At 40.4% G+C, this 25,965-nt stretch carries 21 protein-coding genes; 17 read left to right on the top strand and 4 right to left on the bottom strand.

The window, feature by feature from the left end; translation table 11 throughout:
• The first annotated feature begins 9 nt into the window (after window positions 1-9).
• From ACTJKC_RS21785 to ACTJKC_RS21750, 8 genes are all read left to right on the top strand, one after another.
• Entirely contained in the window at window positions 10-4,236 is a 4,227-nt protein-coding gene (locus tag ACTJKC_RS21785; RefSeq protein ID WP_440795272.1) for a beta-ketoacyl synthase N-terminal-like domain-containing protein, read from the top strand.
• Window positions 4,224-4,523 (top strand): acyl carrier protein, encoded by a 300-nt coding sequence (locus ACTJKC_RS21780; protein WP_440795270.1) that lies wholly within the window; start codon window positions 4,224-4,226, stop codon window positions 4,521-4,523. The genes ACTJKC_RS21785 and ACTJKC_RS21780 overlap by 13 nt, the downstream gene beginning before the upstream one ends.
• On the top strand, window positions 4,511-5,275 hold the full coding sequence (locus tag ACTJKC_RS21775) for an alpha/beta fold hydrolase (RefSeq protein ID WP_440795268.1): 765 nt from the start codon (window positions 4,511-4,513) through the stop codon (window positions 5,273-5,275). The genes ACTJKC_RS21780 and ACTJKC_RS21775 overlap by 13 nt, the downstream gene beginning before the upstream one ends.
• Before the next feature lie 12 nt (window positions 5,276-5,287).
• Complete coding sequence (locus tag ACTJKC_RS21770) at window positions 5,288-6,487, top strand: glycosyltransferase (RefSeq protein WP_440795266.1); 1,200 nt, start codon at window positions 5,288-5,290, stop codon at window positions 6,485-6,487.
• 10 nt (window positions 6,488-6,497) lie between these two features.
• A complete protein-coding gene (locus tag ACTJKC_RS21765; RefSeq protein ID WP_440795264.1) occupies window positions 6,498-7,697 on the top strand; it encodes a glycosyltransferase in 1,200 nt (399 codons plus the stop codon).
• A 190-nt stretch (window positions 7,698-7,887) separates the two neighbouring features.
• Window positions 7,888-9,177 carry a condensation domain-containing protein gene (locus ACTJKC_RS21760; RefSeq protein WP_440795262.1) on the top strand — a complete coding sequence of 430 codons (1,290 nt, stop codon included), beginning with the start codon at window positions 7,888-7,890 and terminating at the stop codon, window positions 9,175-9,177.
• Window positions 9,174-10,442, top strand: coding sequence for a phthiocerol/phthiodiolone dimycocerosyl transferase family protein (locus tag ACTJKC_RS21755; protein ID WP_440795261.1), 1,269 nt, complete (start codon window positions 9,174-9,176; stop codon window positions 10,440-10,442). Before ACTJKC_RS21760 ends, ACTJKC_RS21755 begins: the two co-directional genes overlap by 4 nt.
• Window positions 10,435-10,944 (top strand): hypothetical protein, encoded by a 510-nt coding sequence (locus ACTJKC_RS21750; RefSeq protein ID WP_440795259.1) that lies wholly within the window; start codon window positions 10,435-10,437, stop codon window positions 10,942-10,944. The genes ACTJKC_RS21755 and ACTJKC_RS21750 overlap by 8 nt, the downstream gene beginning before the upstream one ends.
• Window positions 10,945-11,274: 330 nt before the next feature.
• Here ACTJKC_RS21750 and ACTJKC_RS21745 read toward each other — a convergent pair whose 3' ends face one another.
• On the bottom strand, window positions 11,275-13,353 hold the full coding sequence (locus tag ACTJKC_RS21745; protein ID WP_440795257.1) for a hypothetical protein: 2,079 nt from the start codon (window positions 13,351-13,353) through the stop codon (window positions 11,275-11,277).
• A gap of 368 nt (window positions 13,354-13,721) precedes the next feature.
• Between ACTJKC_RS21745 and ACTJKC_RS21740 the strand changes: the two genes are divergently transcribed.
• Window positions 13,722-14,555, top strand: a complete 834-nt coding sequence (locus ACTJKC_RS21740) for an alpha/beta fold hydrolase (RefSeq protein ID WP_440795255.1) — start codon at window positions 13,722-13,724, stop codon at window positions 14,553-14,555.
• Between the two features lie 23 nt (window positions 14,556-14,578).
• Here ACTJKC_RS21740 and ACTJKC_RS21735 read toward each other — a convergent pair whose 3' ends face one another.
• Both ACTJKC_RS21735 and ACTJKC_RS21730 read right to left on the bottom strand, forming a co-directional pair.
• Window positions 14,579-14,965, bottom strand: a complete 387-nt coding sequence (locus tag ACTJKC_RS21735) for an Hpt domain-containing protein (RefSeq protein ID WP_440795253.1) — start codon at window positions 14,963-14,965, stop codon at window positions 14,579-14,581.
• Window positions 14,966-14,971: 6 nt separating this feature from the next.
• Window positions 14,972-15,667, bottom strand: coding sequence for a LytR/AlgR family response regulator transcription factor (locus tag ACTJKC_RS21730; protein WP_344850542.1), 696 nt, complete (start codon window positions 15,665-15,667; stop codon window positions 14,972-14,974).
• Between the two features lie 249 nt (window positions 15,668-15,916).
• Here ACTJKC_RS21730 and ACTJKC_RS21725 point away from each other — a divergent pair, with 249 nt between their 5' ends.
• From ACTJKC_RS21725 to ACTJKC_RS21695, 7 genes are all read left to right on the top strand, one after another.
• On the top strand, window positions 15,917-16,537 hold the full coding sequence (locus ACTJKC_RS21725; protein WP_440795251.1) for a hypothetical protein: 621 nt from the start codon (window positions 15,917-15,919) through the stop codon (window positions 16,535-16,537).
• 145 nt (window positions 16,538-16,682) lie between these two features.
• A complete protein-coding gene (locus ACTJKC_RS21720) occupies window positions 16,683-18,032 on the top strand; it encodes a M28 family metallopeptidase (RefSeq protein ID WP_440795249.1) in 1,350 nt (449 codons plus the stop codon).
• 41 nt (window positions 18,033-18,073) lie between these two features.
• Window positions 18,074-18,547 carry a TspO/MBR family protein gene (locus tag ACTJKC_RS21715; RefSeq protein ID WP_440795247.1) on the top strand — a complete coding sequence of 158 codons (474 nt, stop codon included), beginning with the start codon at window positions 18,074-18,076 and terminating at the stop codon, window positions 18,545-18,547.
• Complete coding sequence (locus ACTJKC_RS21710; RefSeq protein ID WP_344850538.1) at window positions 18,463-20,895, top strand: patatin-like phospholipase family protein; 2,433 nt, start codon at window positions 18,463-18,465, stop codon at window positions 20,893-20,895. The genes ACTJKC_RS21715 and ACTJKC_RS21710 overlap by 85 nt, the downstream gene beginning before the upstream one ends.
• Entirely contained in the window at window positions 20,892-21,422 is a 531-nt protein-coding gene (locus tag ACTJKC_RS21705; protein ID WP_344850536.1) for a hypothetical protein, read from the top strand. Before ACTJKC_RS21710 ends, ACTJKC_RS21705 begins: the two co-directional genes overlap by 4 nt.
• A 325-nt stretch (window positions 21,423-21,747) precedes the next feature.
• On the top strand, window positions 21,748-21,996 hold the full coding sequence (locus tag ACTJKC_RS21700) for a hypothetical protein (RefSeq protein ID WP_440795245.1): 249 nt from the start codon (window positions 21,748-21,750) through the stop codon (window positions 21,994-21,996).
• A 191-nt stretch (window positions 21,997-22,187) separates the two neighbouring features.
• Window positions 22,188-22,754 (top strand): 2'-5' RNA ligase family protein, encoded by a 567-nt coding sequence (locus ACTJKC_RS21695; RefSeq protein ID WP_440795243.1) that lies wholly within the window; start codon window positions 22,188-22,190, stop codon window positions 22,752-22,754.
• On the opposite strand, the gene tamL is transcribed toward ACTJKC_RS21695, so the two are convergent.
• Entirely contained in the window at window positions 22,755-25,184 is a 2,430-nt protein-coding gene (gene tamL, locus ACTJKC_RS21690) for a translocation and assembly module lipoprotein TamL (RefSeq protein WP_440795241.1), read from the bottom strand.
• On the opposite strand from tamL, the gene ACTJKC_RS21685 reads away from it, so the two are divergent.
• Window positions 25,169-25,915 carry a TrmH family RNA methyltransferase gene (locus ACTJKC_RS21685; RefSeq protein ID WP_440795239.1) on the top strand — a complete coding sequence of 249 codons (747 nt, stop codon included), beginning with the start codon at window positions 25,169-25,171 and terminating at the stop codon, window positions 25,913-25,915. The two genes, tamL and ACTJKC_RS21685, sit on opposite strands and share 16 nt — an antisense overlap.
• Window positions 25,916-25,965: the final 50 nt, after the last annotated feature.

Genomic DNA, 25,965 nt, shown 5'->3' with positions numbered 1-25,965 from the left:
GCGAACAAGATGAAAAAAAGCGACGTAGCAATTATTGGAATGGCATGCATTTTTCCAGGTGCGAAAGATATGCAGACCTTTTGGGAGAATATCATTAACCGGGTAGATTCTACACAAGAGGTTCCGGCTGACCGGATTGATCCGGTGCATTTCGACAAAAGCATGAGTGGCGTTGATCGTTTTTACTGCAACCGGGGCGGCTTTATTCCCGATCATCAATTCGATCCGCAGCGTTTCGGCATTTTACCTTTAGCGGTTGAAGGTACCGAACCCGATCACCTGTTAACTTTAGATCTGGTTCATCAGGCGCTCGAAGATGCTTCGGTATTCGAAAAAAAATATTCCCTTGATAAAACAGGGATCATTATCGGAAAAGGCAATTATGTGGGCCCCGGGGCAACCCGTGCCATCGAAATTGTGCGCACAGGCGAACAGATTTCGAGCGTACTTAAAGACCTGATGCCCCAATTGAGCGAGGCTGAAATTGAAAAGGTGAAACACGAATTTCAATTGCGTAAAGGCCGTTTCAGCGCCGATACCGCAATGGGATTGATCCCGAATTTAGTGGCTTCTTTAGTGGCTAACCGGCTTAATTTAGGAGGTTTGGCCTTTACTTTAGATGCAGCCTGCGCCAGTTCGCTCATTGCTGTTGATCATGGCGTGCAGGAACTAAATAGCGGCCGTTGCGATATGATTATTGCAGGCGGTGTACATTTGGGTCAGAATGCAGCCTTTTGGAGCATTTTTTCTCAATTGGGTGCTTTATCCAAGCAGGAAAAAATAAAACCTTTCGATCAAAATGCCGATGGCCTGATTATTGGCGAAGGCTGTGGTTTTGTGGTGCTTAAACGCCTCGAAGATGCCATCCGCGACCAGGATAAAATTTATTCGGTAATAAAAGGCGTGGGCATCAGTAGCGATGGCAGTGGCACCAGTGTAATGAGTCCGTCGGTTAAAGGCCAGCTAAAAGCCATTACCGAAGCATGGAAAAATGCCGGATTGGAAAGTAAAAATATTGGTTATTTAGAAGCCCACGGTACCGGTACACCACTTGGCGACAAAACCGAGGTAGAAACCCTGAAACAGTTTTTTGGTCACGATGCAGATCTGCCAAAGGCGGGTATCGGATCGGTTAAATCAAATATCGGTCATGCCATGCCCGCAGCCGGGATTGCGGGTTTGATTAAATCGAGTTTGGCACTGTATCATGGCATCATCCCTCCTACTTTGCATTGTGATGAACCTGTAACGCAACTGGCCGAAACCCGTTTTTCGGCAGTGCAAAAAGCGATAGACTGGAACCAATCGGGTTTACCAAAACTGGCTGCCGTAAATGCATTTGGTTTTGGTGGTATTAACGCCCATGTGGTGTTAAGTGCTTACGATACACCTAAAAAAGATGAAGTATTGGTCATCGCAAGACCAAGTCACGATGCTTTGATCGAATCACTCGAAGATGGAGATTATAGCCTTGGGCAGGGCAATTTCCGTCTAGCATTATTCAATCCTAGCGAAGAAAGAATCAAAAAAGCCTTAAAAATTGTGGCTAAAAATTCTCCCTGGAGAAATAAACAGGATATCTGGTACACCAACTCGCCACTATTGGCCAACGATGGAAAAATAGCTTTCGTTTTTCCAGGTTTAGATGGACTTGCAGGAGGCGAAATTAAATCGGTAGCCGATTATTTCAACATCAGTATCGATGAAAACGACAAACAGGATGGCCTGTTAAGCGAGGCGCTCAATATCCTGAACAAGAGCAGCGTTTTAGACCAGGCTTTAAAACAATTGGGCATTAAATCCAATATGAACGCAGGCCACAGTCTTGGCGAATGGCTTGCCGCAAGATCTTCGGAGCTTGCAGAAGAAAGTTCGGTCATGAACTTACTGAATGTACTTAACCCCGAAACTTTTGAATTGAAAGATTCGCGCTTTATTGCCGTTGGCTCTGGTTTAGATACCCTTCAACCCATTATAGAAAGTATCCCTGATTTATACCTTTCAAACGATAACTGCCCGCAACAGGTAATTCTTTGTGGCAGCAAAAATGCGCTTGATGAGCTGGTGCCAATATTAAAGGTGAAACAGATTTTTCATCAGATTCTGCCTTTCCAGTCGGGTTTCCATTCACCATTTGTAGCCGATAAACTGGGATTGATCCTCGAGGGCATGCAAGATATGCAGTTCAGGAAAACCACTACACCACTTTGGTCGGCTACTACTTTAGAAACTTATCCCGAAGGTTTCGAAGCCATCCGCCAGTTAAGTGCCGAACACCTGATTAAACCGGTGCGTTTCCGAGAGCTTACCGAGAAACTATATGCAGAAGGTGCCCGTGTTTTTATTCAGGTGGGCTCAGGTGGTTTGGTCGGTTTTATTGACGATACTTTAAGGGGGAAAGAAATCAGCACCATCAGTGCCAATGTGCCGATCCGTTCGGGCATCACACAGTTGCAAAGGGTTTTGGCCGCGCTTTTTGTTGAAGGAAAAGAAATCGGCCTCAATTACTTGGGCAACATCAAATCCACACCACCACAAAAAAACAAAGGCATTAAACTTGAACTGGGCTCGCCGATGATCCATAACCTGCAAACGCTTAAAGGTTTAACCATTAAACAAGCTCAGCCCGTACAACCTAAAACTTTTGTAGAAGCCAAACATCCGGTTTTACAGGCTTTTAACGAGAATGTAATGGAAATGATCAATATGCAGAGCGAAATGACCGAACTTTTCGAAAATGCTGCGTTTCAGGTTGATCAACCGAGCAATTGGGCACCAGCTAAACCAATAAGGCATGCTTTTAGCCAAAAACTTGATGTGAGCCTTGAGAACTGTCCTTACCTCATCGATCACTCGCTTTTGAGACAACCGAAGAGCTGGCCAACGGTTGAAGATATGGATCCGGTAATCCCAATGACCATGATTTTTGAAGTGTTTGCTGAAATCGCCAATGCGCAATTGCCAGAAGAAAAGGTGCAAAAAATTATGAACATGCGGGTTTTCCAATGGATGAATGTGGTTAAACCTTTTCAGGAAACCGTAACCGGCGAATGGAAAGACGAACAGAGGGTTTACCTTAACCTCGAACGTTTTGCCAATGCAGAAGTGCAGCTTGCACCGCAATTGAATCCTGCTCCAAACCGGAATTTCGACATCGGAAAGTTACTGGATATCGACCGTACATCGGAACAGATTTACGATGCGCACATGTTCCACGGGCCGGCTTACCAAGGCATCAAAAAACTAATTGCCATTGGCGAAAAAGGAATTACCGGTATTATCGAAGCTCGAGGCGGAAAAGGCTCTTTACTGGATAACGCTGGTCAGTTGTTTGGTTTGTGGTTACAGCTCACTTTAGAAAAGGATCGGATTGCTTTCCCGGTTAAAATACAGGAAATAGAATTTTTCGGAGATATGGCCGATCAGAAAGGCACTTTCGAATGTACCTGTGTGCTCACAGAAATCAACGACGAATTTGCTACGGCCAATATCGTGATGAAAAGAGATGGAATTACCTGGCTGATTATTTCAGGCTGGCAAAACCGCAGGCTCGAAATCGACGAACCACTTTGGAATGTATCCATGTCGCCATTGCACAACCGTTTATCAGAAGAGGTTGCCCCTGGCGTTTTCCTTTTCGGCAATGCTTACTCACGTGTGGTATCATGGGATTTTATCCTGAAAAGATATTTCAACCAGACCGAGAAAAAGCACCACCAAAACCTCTTACCCAACAAAAGAAGAACCTGGATGATCAGCCGCGTGGCGGCGAAAGATGCCGTACGGAATTTATTGAATACTCAGAAAAACCAGGCCTGTTACCCCATCACCTTCGAAATTTATTCGGATGAACACCGCAAACCTTATGTTAAAGGTGGTTTAACCGATAATATTAATATTTCCATCGCACACAAAGGTACAGATGCGGTAGGCATAGCGCGTTTTAACGAACCTGTTGGTATAGATATCGAACATATTGAAGTACGGAGCGCCGGTTTCTTCGATCTTGTGTTTACCGACCATGAAATGGCCCTGCTCCAAAGCAGAGATAAAATCGAATGGGCAACCCGATTTTGGGTAGCGAAAGAAGCCTATGGAAAATACCTGGGCAAAGGTTTACAAGGCAATCCAAAAGCCTATAAGGTAGAAGAAATCAACGGCGAAGAATTACGCATCAATAACATCACAATCAAAACAATCAAACATAAAAACTATATCATCGGATGGACACTGTAGCAACTACGAAACTGAGCAGCGAAGAAATTTTCGACCTCATGAAAAAATTTATCACTGAAGTAATCGGCGAAGAATTTGTTGAAGAAATGGAGATCACCCCAGAAAGTTCTTTCACCAAGGACCTCGAAATGGACAGCATCGAAATTGTATCTTTTTCCGAAAAAATCAAGGCACATTTTGGCGAGCAGATCGATTTTACCGGATGGTTATCTTCCATGGATTTAGATCAGCTGATCAATTTAAACCTGGGCATGATCATCTCTTATATCGAAGAATGCCAGTCATAACCGTAAACGGCAAATCAGTTCACATCCAGGAGCTCAACAAAGGCGCTGCTGAAACCATCGTGCTCGTTCACGGGATGTTCAGTAACCTTTCTGTCTATTATTTTAATATCGCACCGCTGCTGGCTACCAAATATCATGTGGTACTTTATGATCTGAAAAGTCATGGAATGAGTGAAAAAACATTGTTTGGCTATGACCTGGAAAGTATGACCAACGATCTGCTTGCATTGATGGAGGAATTAAACCTGCAGAAAGTACATCTGGCCGGTTACAGTTTTGGTGGATTAATTGCCTTAAAAATGGCCATCCGTTTTCCAGAGCGGATTAACAAGCTTGCCATAATAGAAGCACCAGATCCGAACGATGATAAAACCAGGGGCATTATTGATGAGTACAGCCGCGAATTTCTGGAACATTACGTCGAAAATTTCACCGATACTACTAAAGTGAAAATGGGTAAAAGGCAAATGGAGCGTAATCACCGCATGTACGAGTACCTTTTTTATCAAACTTCGATTAAAACCGATATGGAGCTCGAAAAAGACTTTTTCAGCAGCCCTGCAATTGGAACCATGCAACAAGCTACCCTATTATTATATGGTACCGATTCTAATTGTTTAAACGCAGGAAAATACCTTGACGGGCTGATCGAAAATGCAGATTTAATTGCCGTTCCGGGCGATCATAATATCCCGATCCAGCAACCATTAGTTATTGCAGAAGCATTATTAAACTTCTTCCAGGAAAAATAAAATTAAACACAGATGGCAAAATTCGTATTTGTAGTTCCTCCCCTAACCGGCCATATTAACCCAACTTTGAGTATGGGTGCAGCTTTATTGGATAGAGGCCACCGTGTAGCATGGATTACTTTAGATCAATCGCTGGGTGATAAACTGCCCGAAGGTGGCGAATTGCTCGTAATCAGTTACGACCAGAACGACCAGCAGAAAAAAGATTCAGAAAAATACCTCGATATCATTACCAAAAAAATCGTTTACGGCATCGATAGCATCAAGTTTCTCTATGAAGAAGTACTGATTCCGCTTAACAGGCACAGTTACGAAGGTATTGCCGGTCTGCTCGATCAGTTTAAACCTGATGTGGTGATTACCGATCACCAGATGTTTGCCGGTGCCATTGCAGCCACCAACAAAAACTACCCTTACGTTACTTCCGTTACCGCTCCGGCAGCGATAAAAGTAATGGATGAGTTGCCAAAAGTGCACGAATGGGAAGTAAACCAGATTATGGAGCTACAAAAAGAATTCGGCATCACCGCAAGCGGCTCTATTGCCTGCTCTGATCTTGCCACCCTGGTATTTACTTCACGTGATTTTTTCGGGGAGATGGATTTACCTGAGCATTTTAAATTTGTTGGTCCCGTTTTTAACCGCCGCAAAACCTCCATTCCTTTCCGTTGGGAAGCATTTCATAACAGCCAGCCCAAAATATTGGTGAGCATTGGTACCACTTTCGATCACGAACATAAAAAGGCCTTTTTTGCCAAGGTAATCGAAGCTTTTGCCAACGAAGACCTGCACGTGGTGGTGGTTTCCGATCCTGCTTTATTTGAAGAGTGGCCTGCTAATTTTACCGTGCAGCGCCAGGTACCTCAATTGGAACTTTTACCACACCTTGATGCCGTAGTTTGCCATGGTGGACACAATACCGTTTGCGAAACTTTAATGAACGCACTGCCCATGGTAGTAATCCCAATTGCTTACGACCAAAGCCACGTAGCCGGGCGTGTTTTCAGGGTAGGTGCCGGAGAACGCTTAAACTTTAACCGTTTTAAAGCCAATCACCTGAAAGAAGCCGTAAACAAAGTGCTGCAAAACGAGCGTTATAAAATCGCCGCAGAACAAATTAAACAATCCTTTATCGAAGCCGGCGGAACAGAAAGCGCAGCCGATTTACTGGAAGCATTAAGCAATAAAACCTCAAACGTATTCATCAGTTAAATTATACATTATGTCAAAATTCCTTTTCGTAGTCCCGCCTTTTTTCGGTCATATAAGCCCAACATTAAGCATTGGCGCAAGTTTACTGGCCCGCGGCCATGAAGTAAAATGGCTGGGTATCACGCCGCTTGCTCAGGTGCACCTACCAGAGGGTGGCGAATTTATTTACCCTGAAGAAGATCTGGCGGAGTATGCTGATGAAATACAACGCATTTTAAAACGTCAGGATGATGGCCCGGCTTGTTCTGGTCCGGAGGTGATGAAACTGGCCCTCGAAGAAACTTACGTGCCTTTTGCCAAAATGATGATGAAAGGATTGAACAACTTTGTTGACGCCTGGAAACCCGACGTGATCATTAACGACTGCATTACCTTTGCAGGTGCATTAAGTGCACATTTAAAAGGTATTCCATCGGTTACTACCACACCGGTACCACCCGATGTGATGGGCGATACAGCGAATAGTGCACCTAAAATATTTGAGTGGCAACAAAACCTGATCAAGGGTTTACAAAGAGAAGTGGGCATTTACAGCGACGATATCCACATTCACTCCCACGAGCTGAACATGGTTTTCACTTCTCAGGCTTTTGCCGGCTTTGAAGAAAAACCACCGCACATGCATTTTGTTGGCCCTGTAAAAGGCAGGCCCAATTTAGCACCATTCGATTGGGAACGTTTAAGCCAGGCCACTACGCCAAAAGTATTTGTTTCATTAGGTACTTTGCTGGTTGATATCCGTAAGGAATTTTTCCAGAAACTGATTACCGCTTTCGAGAACGAACCCGTAACCATTGTGGCCGCAACCAATCCTGATATTTTTGAAAAATGGCCCGATAACTTTATTGTAAATGGTTTTGTGCCGCAATCGGAGTTGATGCCCCACATGGATGCAGTAATTTGCCACGGTGGTTTCAATACCGTAAACGATACTTTCACCAATGGTTTACCGATGTTGATTACACCTATCGCTTATGATCATTTTCATACTGCTAAACTAATTGAGCAAACAGGTTGTGGCGTCAGCATCCGTTACAAACGATTACGTATCAGCGATTTAAGGGATACCGTTTTCGAGCTTTTGGAAAATCCGAAATACCGCCAGGCTGCAGAAAAAATAAGAGAAACATTTATCGCAGCCGGTGGCAATGATAAAGCGGTGCAGTTACTGGAGGATTTTGCAAAAACAGCAACATTAGAAGCTGTTTAATCCCAAATCGTCATTTCGAGCGGAGTGCAACGCAGTCGAGAAATCTATCTCGAGATAGATCTCTCCATTTCGCTGCGCTTCAGTCGAGATGACGAAGCGCATAGATTAACCGCATAAACAAAACATTAAAGAGTTGTCAACTTACATGACCAATGCACTATTAAAGTTGACAACTCAAACACTAACCTAAATGAAAAGAAAACTGCTATTTGGCGAAAGGATGCTATACGGAGACGGCAAAAGCCCGTTTAACATCGTAATGCCCTTTAAAATCAGAGGAGAAATAAAGGAAGACAACTTAAGGTTTGCCTTGTTCAGAATTCAGAAAAAACATCCATGGTTAACGGCGGCGATAAGATTTGATGAAGATAAAAAACCCTGGTTTGTAACCAATCTTACCGAAAATTTTAGGATTCCTGTTCGGATTGTGGACAGATTAAATGATGAGCATTGGGAGCAGGAATCTACTTACGAGTGGAAAACCGTTTTTGATGCCACAACTGCACCGCTTTGCCGCATTACCTGGGTAAAAGGGGAAAATGTTTCCGAAATTTTAATGGTATATCACCATTGCCTTTGCGATGGCACTGCTACCCTTTCAATTTTAACCGAACTGCTTCAGCTTTTAGATGATCCGGATACCGATATCGGCAGGGAAATCCCGATTATGGGCATAAAGGATATAATACCAGCAAAAGTATTGAACAGTTACCGCAACCGCACCAAAAACAGCCTGATTGGTAAAATTGCAACGCTCGCCCTGTGGATGATCCCCATAAAAAAAGTAGCCGTTGAGCGTAAAAGAGACTTTATGCTCCGCTGGAGATTTGATCAGGAATTTACCAAAGAAATTATCACTTTCTGCAAAAGCAATCATTTCACCGTAAATACACTATTAAGTGCTGCTGTTTTAACAGCATTTAAAGCGGTAAGGAAAGAAAAAGCATTCAACAAAATATCTCTTCCGGTTGATATCAGGAATTTTAATCCGATCATTAAAAAAGACCACATTTTTGCTTTTGGGTTAATGATTGTGCTTTCCCTATCGCCTGAAAAAGACTTTCTGGAAAATGTGAAAGCTTTACAAAAAGAGGTGAACGATAAATCGGCCAAACTTAACCCGTATAGCCTGATGATGATGATGGAATCCTGCCACCCTGCGCTTAAAAATTTCACCAATTTCTTAAAATATGGCAAATCGAGCAACGACTGTATGTTTTCTAACCTTGGTAAAATCGATATCCAACATCAATATCAAAACTTTGAAGTAGAAAGTATATTTAGTCCTTCCGTAATGGGGCCTTTGGGCAATACCACCACCATGATTGCATCTACCTACCGCAACCAGATGGACTTTACTTTTGTGGCCAGCGAAGGTTATCTTCCTTTTAACGAAGCAGAAGCAATTAAAGACAAAGTAATCCAAATTCTCAAAACCGAGGTAGTTCAACCCCTCGAAATTTTAAGCACAACCGCATGAAAAGAAGATTAATTTTAGGAGAACGGATTATGCATGTGGATGCGAAAACACCTTTAAACTGTGTTTTTACGGCTAAAATATCCGGAACCATCAGCGAAGAAAACCTGCACCGTGCATTGCATAAAATCCAGCAGAAACATCCGCTGCTGCAAATGAACATTGATGCTACAGGCAAAGAGCCTTACTTTGTACTGAACGAGAATATTGGTAAAATACCAGTTAGGATTACAGAACGTTTAACCGAAAATGATTGGCTCAACCAATCCAAAACCGAATGGTACAAACTTTTTGATGCACAAAACGAGCCATTGGCGAGGCTGGTTTGGTTAAAAGGCGAAACAGTGTCTGATCTTCTGCTCGTGCTTCCGCATTGTATCTGTGATGGAACTACCATTTTAAATCTGCTGCGCGAACTAATGACATTGACCGATAATCCCGAACAGGATCTTACCCCCTATCCCTCATTCCTTACAGTAAAAGATCTGTTGCCTGAAAATTTTTCCATCACTAAACTTGGTCATTTTAAAGGAAAGGTTTTTGCAGCGCTTGGCCGTTTATTTTTCTTTTTTAAAGCGACATCAAATCATAACCTCGATCGGAGCAATTACGCTGTTCACTGGAAATTCAGTGCCGAAAATACCAAAAGACTATTGCAGAAATGCAAGGAAAAAAACACTACGGTACACGCCGCCATCTGTGTGGCTTTTATGGAAGCTTTTAAAGAAGTTCAAGGTACCAAAGCGCATGGCAAAGTCATCTGTCCGGTTGATATCAGGCGTTTTGTAGCAGCCATAAAACAGGATACCATGTTTGCTTTTGCGCCTATTGCAGAACTTAAACTCGACCCGATAGAAAATGGTTTTTGGGCAAAAGCACAGTTATTAAAAAGCGATCTCGATGCAAAAATAGCCGAAATGAAAGTGTACGACCTGTTAAGCATGAGCGAATATTTCCATTCATCCGTAAATAAAATGATCGGTTTTTTAAAAACCACCAAAGGCACTCATGATGTAACTTTAAGTAACATGGGGCTTTTAAACATACCAAAGGATTACCAAAATTTTTCTATCGAAACCATTTACAGTCCAACGGTTGCTTTTCCGTGGAAAAATGCCAATACTTTGGTCTGCAGTACCTTTAACGGACAATTGGATTTCTCTTTCATGTCAAACGAGTCATTTTTAAGGGAATTTGAGGCCTGGAAGATTAAAGACCGGGCGATGGAACTGATTAAGGAAAATTTAAATGAGTTTGCAAATGTCTGATTCTGTAGAATACGACGAGGAGGCCAAAGCATCCAACTGGAAGAAATTTGTGCGAAAAAACCTGCTTATCCACCTCATCCCGAATATGGTATTGAACACCATAATACCTTATTTTGCTTTTAAAGCGCAGAACTCGGTACATTTATTTAGCGGCGAGCAAAATCTGGCCAGGTTTTTACTGCCCATGTCTTTATTACTTCCTTTTATGATTACGCTTGATATTTTAAAGAAAATAAAGGAACTGCAACACACAGGTGCCATCTATTACAAAGAAAATGTAAAAATTTCAGGCTATCCCTTTATTTTGAAAAAAGCAGGACTGAATGGTTTGTATAGCATTTTGATTGTATTTACCTTGATGCTTACCCTGCATTTCTCTTTTCCGCCCAATCACGATTTCGGGGTTACTCTATCCGCTATTTGCGCAGGTTTATTGGCCGGCTTATATTCTATTACTTTTTTCTACCTGGCCATCAGGAAGTTTAAGATTGAGTCAACTTAGTATTATTTTAAATATTTTTTGTCATTCTGAGCGCAGCGAAGAATCTGTTTCCTATCAGCACTACTCTGTAATGAACATACGAACTTTACTTAGCGGGAAGGTCACAACCTGTCCTTCGTTGGTCAGGGATTCTTCGTTTCACTCAGAATGACAGCAGCAATTAGTTAATCAATGATATTTTTAACTGCATTCTGTTTTACCATATAAGACATATTAAAACATTTAAGTGCTTGTGTCCTTAAATTCATTACGTCATATAAATAAAATATTTCAACATTTTCTTATCTGTGTGCATCCTTTTCATCTGTGGTTAAAATACCTAAAAAACTGTTACTCTAACCACACCATCTGCGTAAAAGCACCATTACTGGCAATATCCCAGGCTTCTACCCTCACCCATTTACGTCCTTTCAAATTAACCGGCCAACTGAAATCCTTTTTACCAAAAGCCTGCGTTGTATTTAAATTAATGCGTTTGCGGTACACCTTTTTCCCATCACCTGACACAATTTCTGCAAAACTTAAAGGAAACGTCCAGTTTAACTGCATATTTACTGTTGCTTTGCCACTCTGATCAATTTTCAATGTTTCACCCGCACCTTTTCCATTAATACTGAACGCAGGAATCAATACTTCTCCGGTAGATACAAAAAACTTTCCTTTACTTATTACATCCAGCACAGGTTGCCAGCCATCAGCATAATCTGGCACCTTATCTAACTGTAAATAGTTTACGTTTAAGTGTGCATACATTTCATTCTGCTCTGTAATCGTAAAAATATCTGCTTCCGAAATCACATGTTTTTTCAAACCCCAGTTCGCCATATCATCCATCAGGTTCAATACCCTTTTACTTAGTGTAGGCAATGAAAGATCTGCCGGAATAGCTTTCCACGCAGCCCCCATAAAGGTTTCCGATTTAAAAAAATCCTCCTCCTTATATTTATCGGGGTAACCTGTTGAGGCTTTGGTACGCGCATGTGCCGTCCAGGCCAAACCATGCTCCTGCTCCAGTAATTTAAGCATTTCGGCCTTATCATTTACGCGGTACACTTTGCCATAGTTCGGATCGTAGCTTTCGAAAGGAAGATCGCCCTTCCGCGACATTACCCAATAAACTGGTTTAGGAAAAAATGCCAGCCAGTGCCCGCCGTAAAAATTATTGGCTTCTTCTCCTGGTAACAATAAGAAATTGGGGTCAGATAACCGTTTGGTTTGTTTAAACAAGGCATCCAGTTCTTCTAAACGGGTTGAATCAGGCCCTTTCGGGTGCCCCGGACCATGAAACTCTGCCAGTTTCACAATATTTAAGCCTGTTTTCTTCAGCACCTCCACAAATTCGGGCTTTTCAGGAACGGCTTTTCCGCTCAACACTACATCAGAGATAAACTCATTATGAAAATGGCTGGCCATTGTTTTATAACCGGGCAATGCAACATAAGAATCGTTATGGGTAAACTTTTTAACTTCGGTTAAAACGGCATTTGCTTTGCCCGTACTCAATAAACAGAAAAAATTGAGTCTTTGCTGGGTATTTGGCGGCGCATTAAACCAGGGCACATAACGTTTATCGCCCAATGGATCCTGGCGGATGCCGATACCATAATCAGGGATCAGGTTTAAATAATTGCTGCCTTTCCAGGTAAATTTGAGGTTAAAGGCTTCATCCAAAGGATAGAAATATTGGTGCGGTGCCGGAAACACCGCTAAACTTCCACCAGCATTTTCGCCGATTACGGTACGGTATTTTACTTCGAGGTTTTTAGCAGCGTCGGTTTTAACACCTTTTTCCGTGTGCAGATTTCCTTTTACATCACTCCAAACAACATTGTTCCATATCTCTTTTTTATTCACCAATCCGGCATCGTATAAAATTGCTGTAGAATCTTTTTGGGTAGATACCACAGCCGCTATGTTAAATAAAGGGCTGCCGTTATAAAGCGTTATCTCTAAAGCACCCTTAAAGTTTTCGCTTTCAATGCCATTTATCTTTACCACCGTTTGCGAGCCATTGCTCGAAACGCTGGCCGCTCCCTTTTCAAATTTTAATGCATTCGTAGTGTACGGCCTCGTAGGTACCCGATCGAAAAATACATCCCAACCGCCACTTTCGGGACTTAAAGTACGTTTGCCTACCCGTAAAACAAATGCAGGATCGAGGTTGGCAGCAATTTCTTTTAAAGCACCTTTTTTCCCCAGTTGCAAACTGCTGAATAAAGGCTTCGCCTGATCGAGGTTTAAAATCATTTTACCAAAAGCACCATCACCCACGGGCCAGTTTAGCACCAGTTCTTTTTTATTGGAAGAGACGGTAGCCCCATTATTTTTAAATGATTTTAAATTCACCTGACCTTTAGCATAAAAAGCTGAAAAACAGATAATAAGCAGTAATGCAATGGAATTCTTCATATTTGGTTAAACGTTTTACTAAAGCAAGATAAGGATTAATATTGTTAAGTTGTTAAGATTAATAAATTGGTTAACTGCATAAATTGGTTAATCGGTTAACTGAGGAGATTTACTTAATTGGTCAATAGTTCTAATCCGCTCAGCGCCATTCGCCCGGCGATTATTCATCAAGCAATAGTGAATGATTATTGATTATTTTCTCCTTGTGGTTAACACATAGATCGGCCCGACTGAGGACTATAGACTCCAGACTTAGGACTAAAAAAACCTGTTCACAAAAATGCCCGTTACTTTTGTTCATTTTTATTTTTTTTATAAAAAAACAGTTACAATGTTTAACTTGAATCAGAATTTAAAAATCAAACATCTTGCATCCTATACTCATCAGAAATAATGTAAAAATACTTGGCGAAGGTAGTCAGGTAATCATGTTTGCGCATGGCTTTGGCTGTGCACAAAGTGCCTGGAAATTCATCATCGATGCTTTTATGGATGACTATAAAGTGATCCTGTTTGATTATGTGGGTTCAGGCGACTCAGACCTCAGCCAGTATGATAAACATAAGTATGCTACCTTAGAAGGTTATGCCTGCGATGTGATTGACATTATAGAAGCCCTGGAGTTAAGTAACGTAATCTTTATCGGCCACTCCGTAAGCAGCATGATTGGCATGATTGCGGCTCTGCAGATTCCTGAAGCATTTAAAAAATTAGTATTTATCGGACCATCGCCGCGGTATTTAAATGATCACGATTATATTGGCGGCTTTAATGTGGGAGACCTTGAAACCATTTTTGAACATATAGCTGAAGATTATGTGGGCTGGAGCAAACAACTGGCTCCTGTGGTAATGGATACTCCATCGAAACCAGAACTCTCCGATTTTTTACAGGAGTGTTTCGAAGCTACCGATCCAAGCGTGGCGCTGGCTTTTGCAATGGCTACTTTTAAAGCCGATTACAGGGATAAATTAAAAAACCTTGAGGTGCCAAGCCTAACGCTACAGAGCACAAACGATATCATTGCCCCTTTATCAGCAGGCGAGTTTATCTACAAAAACACCCCTGAAAACTTTTTGGTTGTAATGAAGGCTACTGGTCATTTTCCGCACATTAGCGCACCGGAAGAAACCATCAAAGAGATTAAAGAATTTATTGGCGATTCAAAACCGATCCCTACATCCGGTCACCTTTTTGCCTAGCCAGAGAAGGGTTAATGTGATCATCAATCAATCAAAAACATCCTGACTTCTTCTTTGGCCATTTCGCATACCGATACAATCTGATTTACATGCTGTTTAAACTGATCGTAAGTGAGGTTATCATATTCAACAGCTTCAAGCGCAGCATTTAATTTTGGCTTTAAACCCATTAAATAAACTGTTGATTTCATTTTATGCACCGTACGCTTTAATGCTTCATAATTTTTCTTTTCTAGGCAATGAGTTAAATGAATTAACTCATCAGCTATAATCGAGATAAACTTTTCGGCCATTTCGCGCTCAAAACCAGCATCGCCCATACTAATCTCTTTCAAATAGCTTAAATTGATGGTTTGGCAGGCTTTAGTTTGAGTATCTGGTGCCATGTGCTTTTTTTCACTTAATTTCATAAACCGTTATAAAATGTGCATCCGTTTATTTAAAACAGATTTATAGGCATCCGATACGGGAACAAACTGCTTATGTATAATTAAAGTATTGCCTTCTATGGTATCTATTTTACCAATATTGATAATAAACGAGCGGTGCACCCGGACAAAATTTTTAACAGGCAGTTTATCTTCGATTGATTTTAAAGAGGAATGGATAGAATAGGTTTTTTCGGCCATATAAATTTTCACATAATCGCCCTGCGCCTCCAGGTAATTAATATCATCCAGCTTAATCCGCCTGATCACTCCAGAATCCCTGATAAAAACAAAATCATCAGGATTATTGCCTACAAACAGGTTGCTCAGGTGATAAATTTCCTTTGCCTTTTTAACCGCCATTAAAAACCGGTCGGGTGTAATTGGTTTGGAAATAAAATCGACAACATTGAGGTCGAATGCTGTTGCAGCATAATCCTTTTTCGAGCTGATAAATACAATTAATGGTCTTTTTTCTCCCAGTCCTTTAACCAGCTCTATCCCCGATATCCCCGGCATCTCTATATCCAGTAACAAAAGGTCTATTTTATGGATGGCAAGATTTTGATAGGCATCTTCCGCATTTTCGCACTCGGCAATTAATTTCAAAGACGGGTCAATCTTTAAAAAATGGCTGATCGTATTTCTTGCAATTACATGGTCATCAACGATTAAGCAGTTCATAGTATCAGATTAACGTCACAAATAAAACTAAGCATAACCTGCAGGAATATTTCTGATGAATAAATAATGAACAAAATGAATAAAATCTATATTTGCAGAAATCCGTTCCTGCTTTCGTCACGTATATACGCCCGTTCGTCTATGATTCCTGCCTTTCTAACGCCATAATATTGGCCCGGAAGCTAATCAGCCCTAGATTTGTTCAACATCATCCAACAAAAGTTAACCCTATTATTTAAAAAAAATAAAATGAACACCATTAAAACAATTGCACTTTCAACCCTCTCAATTATTTCGGTTTACACTGCTAAAGCACAAACCTTTAAAGAGCCGGTAAGCTACAAACTCAAAAATGGCATGAACATCATCATTTCTGAAAATGACAGATCGCCAAAAGCTTACTCGAGTTTTACATTAGATGCCAAAGCATTCGACAATAAAAAAGATGGCGTAGTGGAGTTATTAAATGCAGTATTAAACGAGAACGTGAACAAAAACGCGAACATCAGTTTTAAAGATAACAGTGGTAAACTGGCTACCGCTAGTGCCGATCTTGACAAAGATTTAACTGAAATGGCTGCATTAATCCAAAATGCAACAATCGATCAGAAAACTTTTAATACAGCAAAAGCTAAATTGATCACCAGCCTTAAAGCACACGATTATGATTATGATCAATCTGTAAATGAAGCTTCTATCAACGCTTTAACCCTTGCTGACGTAAAAAGTTTTTACAGCCAGATTTCTCCTGAAAAAACGTTTTTAACCATTGCAGGTGATGTAGAATTAAGCGCAGCTAAATCATCAGCTAAAAAAGCTTTCGGTAACTGGAACAAAACACATGAAATTGCTTCAACAGTAGCTAAATAATAATAAACCAAACAAATATAGGCCCCTTGATTAATTTCAAGGGGCTTTTTTATGCTTAAAATGTTACAGAAAAACATATTTATACCCGATTTTTTAAGTTATCATTCAATATATTAGCTAACTAATTATTTTTTTGGCAATACAGATGAAAAAAATCTACTCAATTATACTTTTTGCTTCAATAAGTTTATCTATCAAAGCACAAACTGTGGTTATCCGCAATCAGGATATCGATAAAATGGTTAAAGCGGTTAATCAGGATTCTTTAAAGTCGTATATCTCAAAAATGGTTGCATTCGGCACAAGGAACACCTTAAGCGATATTAAAAGCAAAACCAAAGGCATTGGTGCAGCAAGAAACTGGGTAGTAAGCAAATTTAACCAGTTTGCAAAACAGGGCGATGGCCGGCTAACTGCCTATTTAGATACCACCACCTTTAAACCCGATGGCAAAAGAGTAGATCAGCCCACTTTATTGGGTAACGCTGTTGCCGTATTAAAAGGTACCGACGTAAACGATAAACGCGTATATGTGGTAAGCGGTCACCTCGATAGCCGGGTTACCGATGTAATGAACAGAACCAGCGATGCACCGGGCGCTAACGATGATGGCAGCGGTGTGGCCGGCGTAATTGAGGCCGCAAGGATTATGAGCCAGTATAAATTTGCAGCTACCATTATTTTTGTAGCCGTAAGTGGCGAAGAACAGTCTTTATTGGGATCGGGTTTTATGGCTGCAAAGGCAAAAAAAGAAAACTGGAATGTAGATGCCATGCTGAACAACGACATGATTGGCAGTAACAACAGCAGCGAAACCCAAATTATAGACAATACCAGGTTACGGGTTTTTAGTGAAGGCTTACCAGGTTACGAGTTAGATAAAAATGCAAAAAGCATCCGCCAGTTTGGGTTAGAAAATGACGGAAAAAGTCGTCAGCTGGCCCGTTATGTTAAAGAAATCGGCGAGCGTTATGTAGATCAGCTCGAAGTAAAACTGATTTACAGGAACGACAGGTTTTTACGGGGCGGCGACCATACGCCATTTGTAGAAAATGGCTTTACCGCCGTGCGCATTACTGAAATGAACGAAAATTTCGATCACCAGCACCAGGACCTGAGAACTGAAAAAGGAATCAGGTATGGCGATTTACAGGAATTTATGGATTTTGAGTACCTGCGCAAAAACACTGGCGTAAATATTGCCGTTTTGGCCAATCTGGCGAAAGCACCATCTGTACCTGCCGAGGTAAAAGTAGATGTTAAAAACCTGAGCAATTCTACATATCTGTACTGGAAAGCGCCTGTAAATGGTATGGTAAAAGGCTATTACGTATTAATGCGCGAAACCAGCAGCCCGGTTTGGGAGAAGAAGTTTTTCACCACTGCCACCGAATTAAGATTGCCTTACAGTAAAGACAATTATTTGTTTGCCGTACAAAGTGTTGGAAACGAAGACAATGAAAGTTTACCCGTTGTTCCGGGCATTGGCAGGTAAAACATTTAGGTTTTACCAATGTTTAAACTCAAATTTACATCATGAAATTTAAACCGGTAGCTTTTATTGTTAATATAGCCATTACTTTGGGCGTAGGTGCCCTTGGTGGGTGGGCAACCGCTCAATCTGTTAAAACCTGGTACCCAACGCTCAACAAACCTTCTTTTAATCCTCCAAACTCGCTTTTTGCCCCGGTTTGGACAACACTTTACCTACTAATCGGCATTGCAGCTTACCTGGTTTGGGTTAAACGTGATAAAATAGTGCATTTTCCACGTACGGTAGCCATCTACCTCATCCAGTTAATTTTAAATTTAGCCTGGTCGTTCATTTTCTTTTACCTGCACGAAGTGGGTTTTGCCCTCGCCGAAATCATTTTACTGCTGCTGTTTATTGTAATCAATGCCATCACCTTTTATAAAATCAATAAATGGGCAGGATTAATATTTATTCCATATTTTATCTGGGTAAGTTTTGCAATATTTTTAACCTACAACATTTTCATATTGAACTGATTTTAAAAGAAAAACCCTTATTTTTAGGGGTGGTAACTTTTAAAAGATTTTTGCTGATCCTTTTCGTTTTGTACTGTAACCATTTGCAGGCGCAAAAAGTTGGCCTTGTGTTTAGTGGTGGAGGCGCAAAAGGATTGTCGCACATCGGTACCTTAAAAGCCCTTGAAGAGAACCATATCCCCATCGATTACATTACCGGAACCTCAATGGGTGGTATTGTGGGGGCCATGTATGCGGCAGGTTATAGCCCGAAACAAATTGAAGAAATTGCGCTCAGTAACGACTTTCAAAATTGGGTTAACGGACGGTACACCAGCGATTACACCTATTATTTTCAGAAAAATGCACCAAATGCCTCTATGCTTACTGCAAAAGTGGCTATCGATACCGGCTTCCATTTTAGTTTCCGCTCTAACCTCATTAACGATATCCCCCTAAATTTTGCTTTTTTAGAGCTTTTTTCTCAGGCCTCTGCCGTTTCTAAAGATAACTTCGATAACCTTTTTGTACCCTACCGCTGTATGGTGGCCGATGTATTGTCGCAAAAAAGCATCACCGTAAGTAAAGGCAGTTTGGCCGAAGCCGTAAGGGCTACCATGACTGTTCCCATTGTGTACCGCCCCATTAAACTCGACGGAAAATATGTTTTTGATGGTGGCCTGTACAATAATTTTCCTGCAGATGTAATGGAGAGGGATTTTAAACCCGATTTCGTAATCGGAGCCAACGTTTCTTCTAAAACCTATAACGAATACCCTAAAAATATCGACGACCGTTTAATGAACCGCTTTTTGGTGTATATGTTTCTTTCTAAATCAGATTCTACCATGATCGGCAAAAACGGGGTTTACATCCAGCCCGATCTGGCCAGTTACAGTGTAACCAATTTCGCACCGGTGGCAGAGCTGATTAAAAAGGGATACGATGCAACCATGGCCGATATGCCGAGAATTAAAGCTCTGATCAGCAAACGGGTAAGCGACGAAGAACTGGCAAAAAGAAGAGCAAAATTTAATGCAGGAAAACCTGAGTTAAAGTTTAGCAATGTTACCGTATCAGGTGTTAACGCACAGCAAAAAAAGTATGTGGAAAGGCTTTTTAAAAGCGACCAGAGCACTTTCGATCTCAAAGATATCAGGCGTGGTTATTATAAACTGGTTGCCGACCAGACTTTTGAAACTGTGTATCCTAAAATATCCTACCAGGCCGCAACTGATAGCTATACCTTTGAAGTAGTGGCACAACCCAAGAAAAGTTTTAAACTCGATCTGGGCGGCAATATTTCGACCAGGCCCATCAGCAATGTTTTTCTAGGTGCACAATACAATTACCTCAACAGAAAATCTTACACCTTTGGCACCAGCTTTTATTCAGGCCGTTTTTACGAATCTGTTCAGGTTAACGGCCGGGTAGATTATCCAACCAAACTCCCCTTATTTCTCGCTGCAGAACTAACTTATAACCACTGGAATTACTATAACACCAGCCAGATTTTTATCGAAAACCCCCGCCCCATTTATATCGAACAATCCGACCGGAAAATCGATCTGATGGTGGGTATGCCATTAAATTACAACACCAAAATTGTCCTTCACTCTACCTTTATCAACAATAGCGACCATTATAGTCCAAACAATACCTTCAACGTGGGCGATGTGTTGGATGAAACCATTTTTAACGGTTTCAGGGGGACATTAAATTTTGAAAAAAACTCGCTCAACCGAAAACAATATGCCACAAACGGGCAGAGTTTTTCGTTAAGTATTAATTATACTACCGGTCGCGAAAATTACGATCCCGGCAATATTTTCCGCAATACCCCTGGCTTTGTTAAAGTCGCTGAATTTAGTCGTTTGCACCATTGGGGTAGTATAAAACTCACCCAGGAAAATTATTTTTTACACCTCAAAAAATATACTTTGGGTTATATCGTAGAGGGAGTTATTTCCAATCAGCCACTATTTAGTAATTATTATGCTACCTTGTTAACCGCTCCGGCTTTTTATCCATTGCAAGACAGCAGATCGCTCTTCCTTGATAAATTCAGGGCGACTACTTATGCGGCCGGTGGAATAAAAAACATTTATAATGTTAAAAAAAATCTCGATTTTAGATTAGAAGGATATTTATTTTTGCCTCATAAAGAGTTTGAGCTGAATGGTTTCCAGAATGTAGATTATGCAAAAGCCATTACCAAATTACGTTATGCAGGTACGGCAGGTTTAGTTTATCATTCACCGCTTGGCCCCGTAAGCCTAAGTTATAATTTATATAATGATGCGATTAAAAGAAATGGTGTATTATTGCACATCGGTTATTTAATTTACAATAAACGTTCTATCGAATGAAACGAATCTTACTTTTATTATCCTTGTGTTTAATCGGTTTTTTTGGCTTTGCCCAAAATGCAGCCATCAACAATTTTCTGGTAAAAGAAAATCTGCTCAAAAATAATAAACTCGCCATTATTGCAGCCGATTCATTGAATACCCCAAATGAGAATATTAATGGCACCTATACCTTTAGCGTAAGTGGTTTTACACAAATCTTAAAGTTTAATGATGGTATTGCAGTGCTGCCATTACCCATCGATAAATCTACATTTGTTTACATCAAACACCAGAACGATACCGGTACGCACAGCAAGCTGGTTTACGTGTATAAAAAAGATACCGATTTAAGTCCTTATGCAATTAACAGTTTATGGCTTTTTATCATCCCGATAGCACTGATCATTATTGCCTTTGCCTTCCGCAAACTCATTATATTTGTAGTAATTGTATTTTTGGTATTTGTTTATTTTAACCACAGCAACGGACTCAATCTTTCCACCTTTTTCGAAAGTATTTTTGACGGATTGAAAAACCTGGTCTGATGTTTTTCAATGATCAGCGTAAATCGTTATTTGCGAGACGGCTTTTTTCAGCGGCGAAGCAATCTTTACTGCAAGGTTTGAGAATTAAGCAAGTGTAAAAAAGAGAAACGAAAGTTGATTTGTAGTGCAGATTTTATTTATTTTTTTTTTAGAAAAGCAGTGCCTGTAGTGCTTCGGTTCCGCCAGTCCCGCCCTTGGCTTAACCCCGATAAATAACCGATAATTAAATTGAACTTCAATCGGGGTAACGCTGCCGGTCGGGTTTATTAAACATCAGTCCGTTACGAGAAATCCCAATTTAAAATGGTCTGTGGGGACACAGACCATGGCGCTTAAGAAACAGACCATGGCGCTTGAGAAACAGACCATAGCGCTTGAGAAACAGACCATGGCGCTTGAGAAACAGACCATGGCGTTTGAGAAACAGACCATAGCGCTTGAGAAACAGACCATGGCGCTTGAGAAACAGACCATGGCGCTTGAGAAACAGACCATGGCGCTTGAGAAACAGACCATAGCGCTTGAGAAACTGTCCGTGTTAATCTGTGCATCTGTGGCAAATGAATTTAAGTAATCAATAAAAATAGGCCCGCGGATACACGAACCACTGCGATAGTAGAGATACAGACCACGGCAACATATAAATGGCTCGTGGATACACAAATCAAAGCTACATAGTTCCGTCATTTCGACCGCAGTGGAGAAATCTATAAATTAATTATTACGCACCCTAATTTATGCTAATATTTTTAGTAAATTTGTTCCATGGAAAATCTATATTTAGTATGTTTGGTTCCTCCGGTTTCTATTGTAGAAGATATTGATGAGATCAGACACTACATTTCAGAGAAATTTAACGTACACGAATCGCTAAAGCGGCCGGCACACACTACTTTATATCCACCGGTTATGTTATCATCCCAGGAAGCCGAAAAACGTTTTTTCAAAGCCCTGGAAGATGCCTCTTTTAATGTTCCGTTTACACAAGTGCTTAAAAACTTCAATTCCTTTCCCGAACATACTTTTTACCTTGATGTAGAACGCAACGAAGGCATTATGACCTTGGAAAAGCAGATTTCAAAAGAATTACAGCCCCTAAAACTGATTGAGAAAAAAGAAAAGTTTAATCCGCATTTAACTCTGGCTTTCAGAGATATTAAACCGGTTTTTAAACAAATCGCAGATGATTTTAAAGACCGGAAATTTAAGCGCGAATTCTCCGTTTCTTCTTTTTCTGTTTATAAACACCAGAATAAAAGATGGCAACCTTTTAAAGAATTTTCTTTTAAAGATCCGGCTACCAAACCTAAAGCATTAAGTCTTTTCGGTTAATTAAAACGGCATACCAATACCAAAGTTATATTGAAGGAAACGATAAGTATCAGGAGCATGGGTTAAATTATAATTATCTTTAAATGCTCTCGCTCCGGAGAGAAACTTACCAATAACCCATTGGTCAGAGCCAGAAAACTGAGGATCTTTAAGTTTCAAGCCAACATCAAACCTGAATACAAAATATTGTACATCATACCTTAAACCCAAGCCTGTACCAACTGCAAGCTGCTGGGCCAGTTTACCTAATTTAAATACGGTTTGTTCATCAAGGGCCGGAGTTGCAAGAAGAATCGATTCGCCTTTACGGAGATTCCATACATTACCAACATCAACAAACGCTGCACCTTTTAAAGTAGCCCCAAAAAACTTCTTGGCCACGGTAAAACGATATTCAAAATTGGTTTCAATGCGCATGGTCCCTAGCTGGTCAAGCCCATAAAATGCTTTACGCAAAGTATCACTCCGGAGAAGTCCCCTGTCATAGTTGCCGGGACCAATGGTTCTGGCCTGCCATGCCCTGATTCCGCTCGAGCCACCGGCAAAAAATTGCTTTTCAAAGGGGATACCTGTTAACACCGAATTTCCATAAGCATAAGCCACACCCGCATTTAAACGGGCAACAAACTGCCTTTCGCCTCCTAAGTGCTTGTACCACCTTAAATCAACCTCTGGGCGCATATACTGATTAAACGGCAACCCTAAAATCTTAGCCGGATCTCCATTGGCAGGATCGTGCTTGGAGCCTCCTAATTTGGATATCCCCTGCAGCATATTTCCGGCAATATCCATTCCCGCCCTTAAATAAACGAAAGAGCGGTATTCATTCAGCTTATTCGCATTTAAAGTATAAGTATATTTCATACCCAAGGTTAAATCTTTCCGACCTAATAGTGTAGAGTAATAAAGGTTATTTAATACGGTTTGTGCATCTACATTAGGATCAAGATAACCAAAACGGTATTCGAAATTTAAGGGTGTAAAAGAGTGAAGTTTCGATTTCGTTTCTACCCAATCATACGTAATCGAATTGATAAAAATCCTCCTCACCGAAACATCTTTCTGTAAAGCATAAATATAACTGCTCGAAAAAGTAGTATGTGGCATTCCATTACCGCCTAAAGTAGGATTATAAAAAGGAATCATTAACCTCGGTACTGTAATACTTCCGCTGATCGAAAAATCGCGCTGGTAAATATCACTGAATGGTTTAGCACCATTGCCTATCCTGGATTGTAAACCACCTTTTACCTGAAGTTCGAACCGTTCAGCACCCCTGAAAATATTGTTATTGGTATAAGTATTACTTAAGTTAAAGCCTACTGTACCACCATTAAATGGTACCTCCCCCTCTACCCGGTTACTCATCACCTTTTGCGGAATAAGCTGAATTACAGTATTTACTTTATTTGACGTACTATCCCTTCTGAAATAATCGATTTTTACATTTTTAAAAATATTCAGCTCATATAAGCGATCATAAGTCAGGTTTTCATTGCGGATATCGTAAAGTTCGCCTTGTTTTAAAAAATCGTACCTCACAATCGGGTTTCTACGGTAACGTTTGGAGAAATCGGTAAAGATGATCCCGTTAATAGTATCCTTATTTAATTTATAACGCACAGAATCAGGAAAACCATCAGGGTTTGGTGCGATAATCATGTGGGTATAGCCTATATTAAACTGCTTGTGCGGACCATCATTCGGATCAGTTACATTCAGGTTCAAATCAATTTTGTTGGTTTTAGAAGTAGCTTCTGCACCATAAACGTCGAAATTTACATAAGGCCTTAAAAAATAGAAATAACCATTCTCTTTCATGATGCGGTAAATCTGTTCCCTTTCGTAGGTTAGAGAGTCCTCATCATATTGCATGCCCTTATGTAAATGCGTTACGCTCGCCTTATTGGATTCGTAAAGGTTTTTAATATTTGTATTTGGAATGGAATCAGTAAGTTTATCAATAAAGTAAGCCGGGCCTGGTTTGGCACTAAAAATTACTTCTGCTTTCTTATTCTCTACCTTGATCGCTGATTTTACCTCTGCCTGACGATATCCTTTACTTTTTAAAAATTTCTGTATCTGGGTTCTTGAAATCTCGACCAAAGTACTGTCCAGAATGGCTGGAGGTGTACCAAAAGGCTTAATATCAGTTGTTTTATACCTTCCGTCTTTAGTATTAAACAGGTTATACAATGGCACCTGAATACTCAGTTTAGAAGCAGGCCTGAGATCTTTCTGAACATAATTATAAGCCTGCTCCTCAAATTTCTTGTCAACACTATCTATTGTAACCTTTTTTACGATCGATTGGTAGTCGGCAATGTATTTTGTTGATGAACAGGCCTGAATTAAAACAATAATAAATAGTAATATTGCAGTGCTTTTCAGTTTAATATTTATTAAGTATTGGTATGCTTTCAAAATCACAGATTAGTTTTATAAAGTCGTTACATCAAAAAAAATACCGTAAAGAGCATGGTTTATTTATTGTTGAAGGCATAAAATCCATAAAAGAATTTATTCAGTCAAGTTACCACATTCATACCATATTTTACAACAGCGAACAATACAATTTGTTACCCAAATTGCCCGCAAATATAAACTTATTTGAAGTAAAGAACGTTGAATTAGACAAGATTAGTACGCTGCAAACGCCACAGGGCTTTTTAGCATTGGTTCATATCACTAAAAACAAGAAATTAGATCAGAAAGAATTGAAAAATCAGTTCACTTTGGTTTTAGATGGCGTGCAGGATCCGGGCAACATGGGCACTATTATACGCACCGCAGATTGGTTTGGTTTTAAAAACATCATTTGTTCTGCAGATTGTGTAGAAGTATTTAATCCCAAAACAGTACAGGCTACCATGGGCTCATTAGCGAGGGTAAATATTTTTGAGGCAGATTTACCTGCTTTTCTAAGTGATAATTCGCTGCCTGTATTCGGAGCATTGTTAGATGGTGAATCAATTTACAAAACCCAATGGGGCAACGAGGGATTGGTAATTTTAGGTAATGAAGGGAAGGGAATTTCGCCGGAAGTAATTAAAAAAATAAATAAACCGGTTACCATTCCCAGGATTGGAGAAGCCGAATCGCTAAATGTGGCGGTAAGTGCTGCAATCTTTTGTGCTGAGTTAGTGCGAGTTCGAAATTAAATTGAGATATTATTTGCAGGCTAACTAATAATTGCTATTTTTGCAGCCTT

Origin of the sequence: Pedobacter sp. 22226 (genome assembly GCF_052045455.1) — a bacterium.
Lineage (GTDB): Bacteria > Bacteroidota > Bacteroidia > Sphingobacteriales > Sphingobacteriaceae > Pedobacter > Pedobacter jeongneungensis.
The sequence above is the reverse complement of the archived record's forward strand: the minus strand, read 5'-3'. Positions and strand labels throughout refer to the sequence as shown.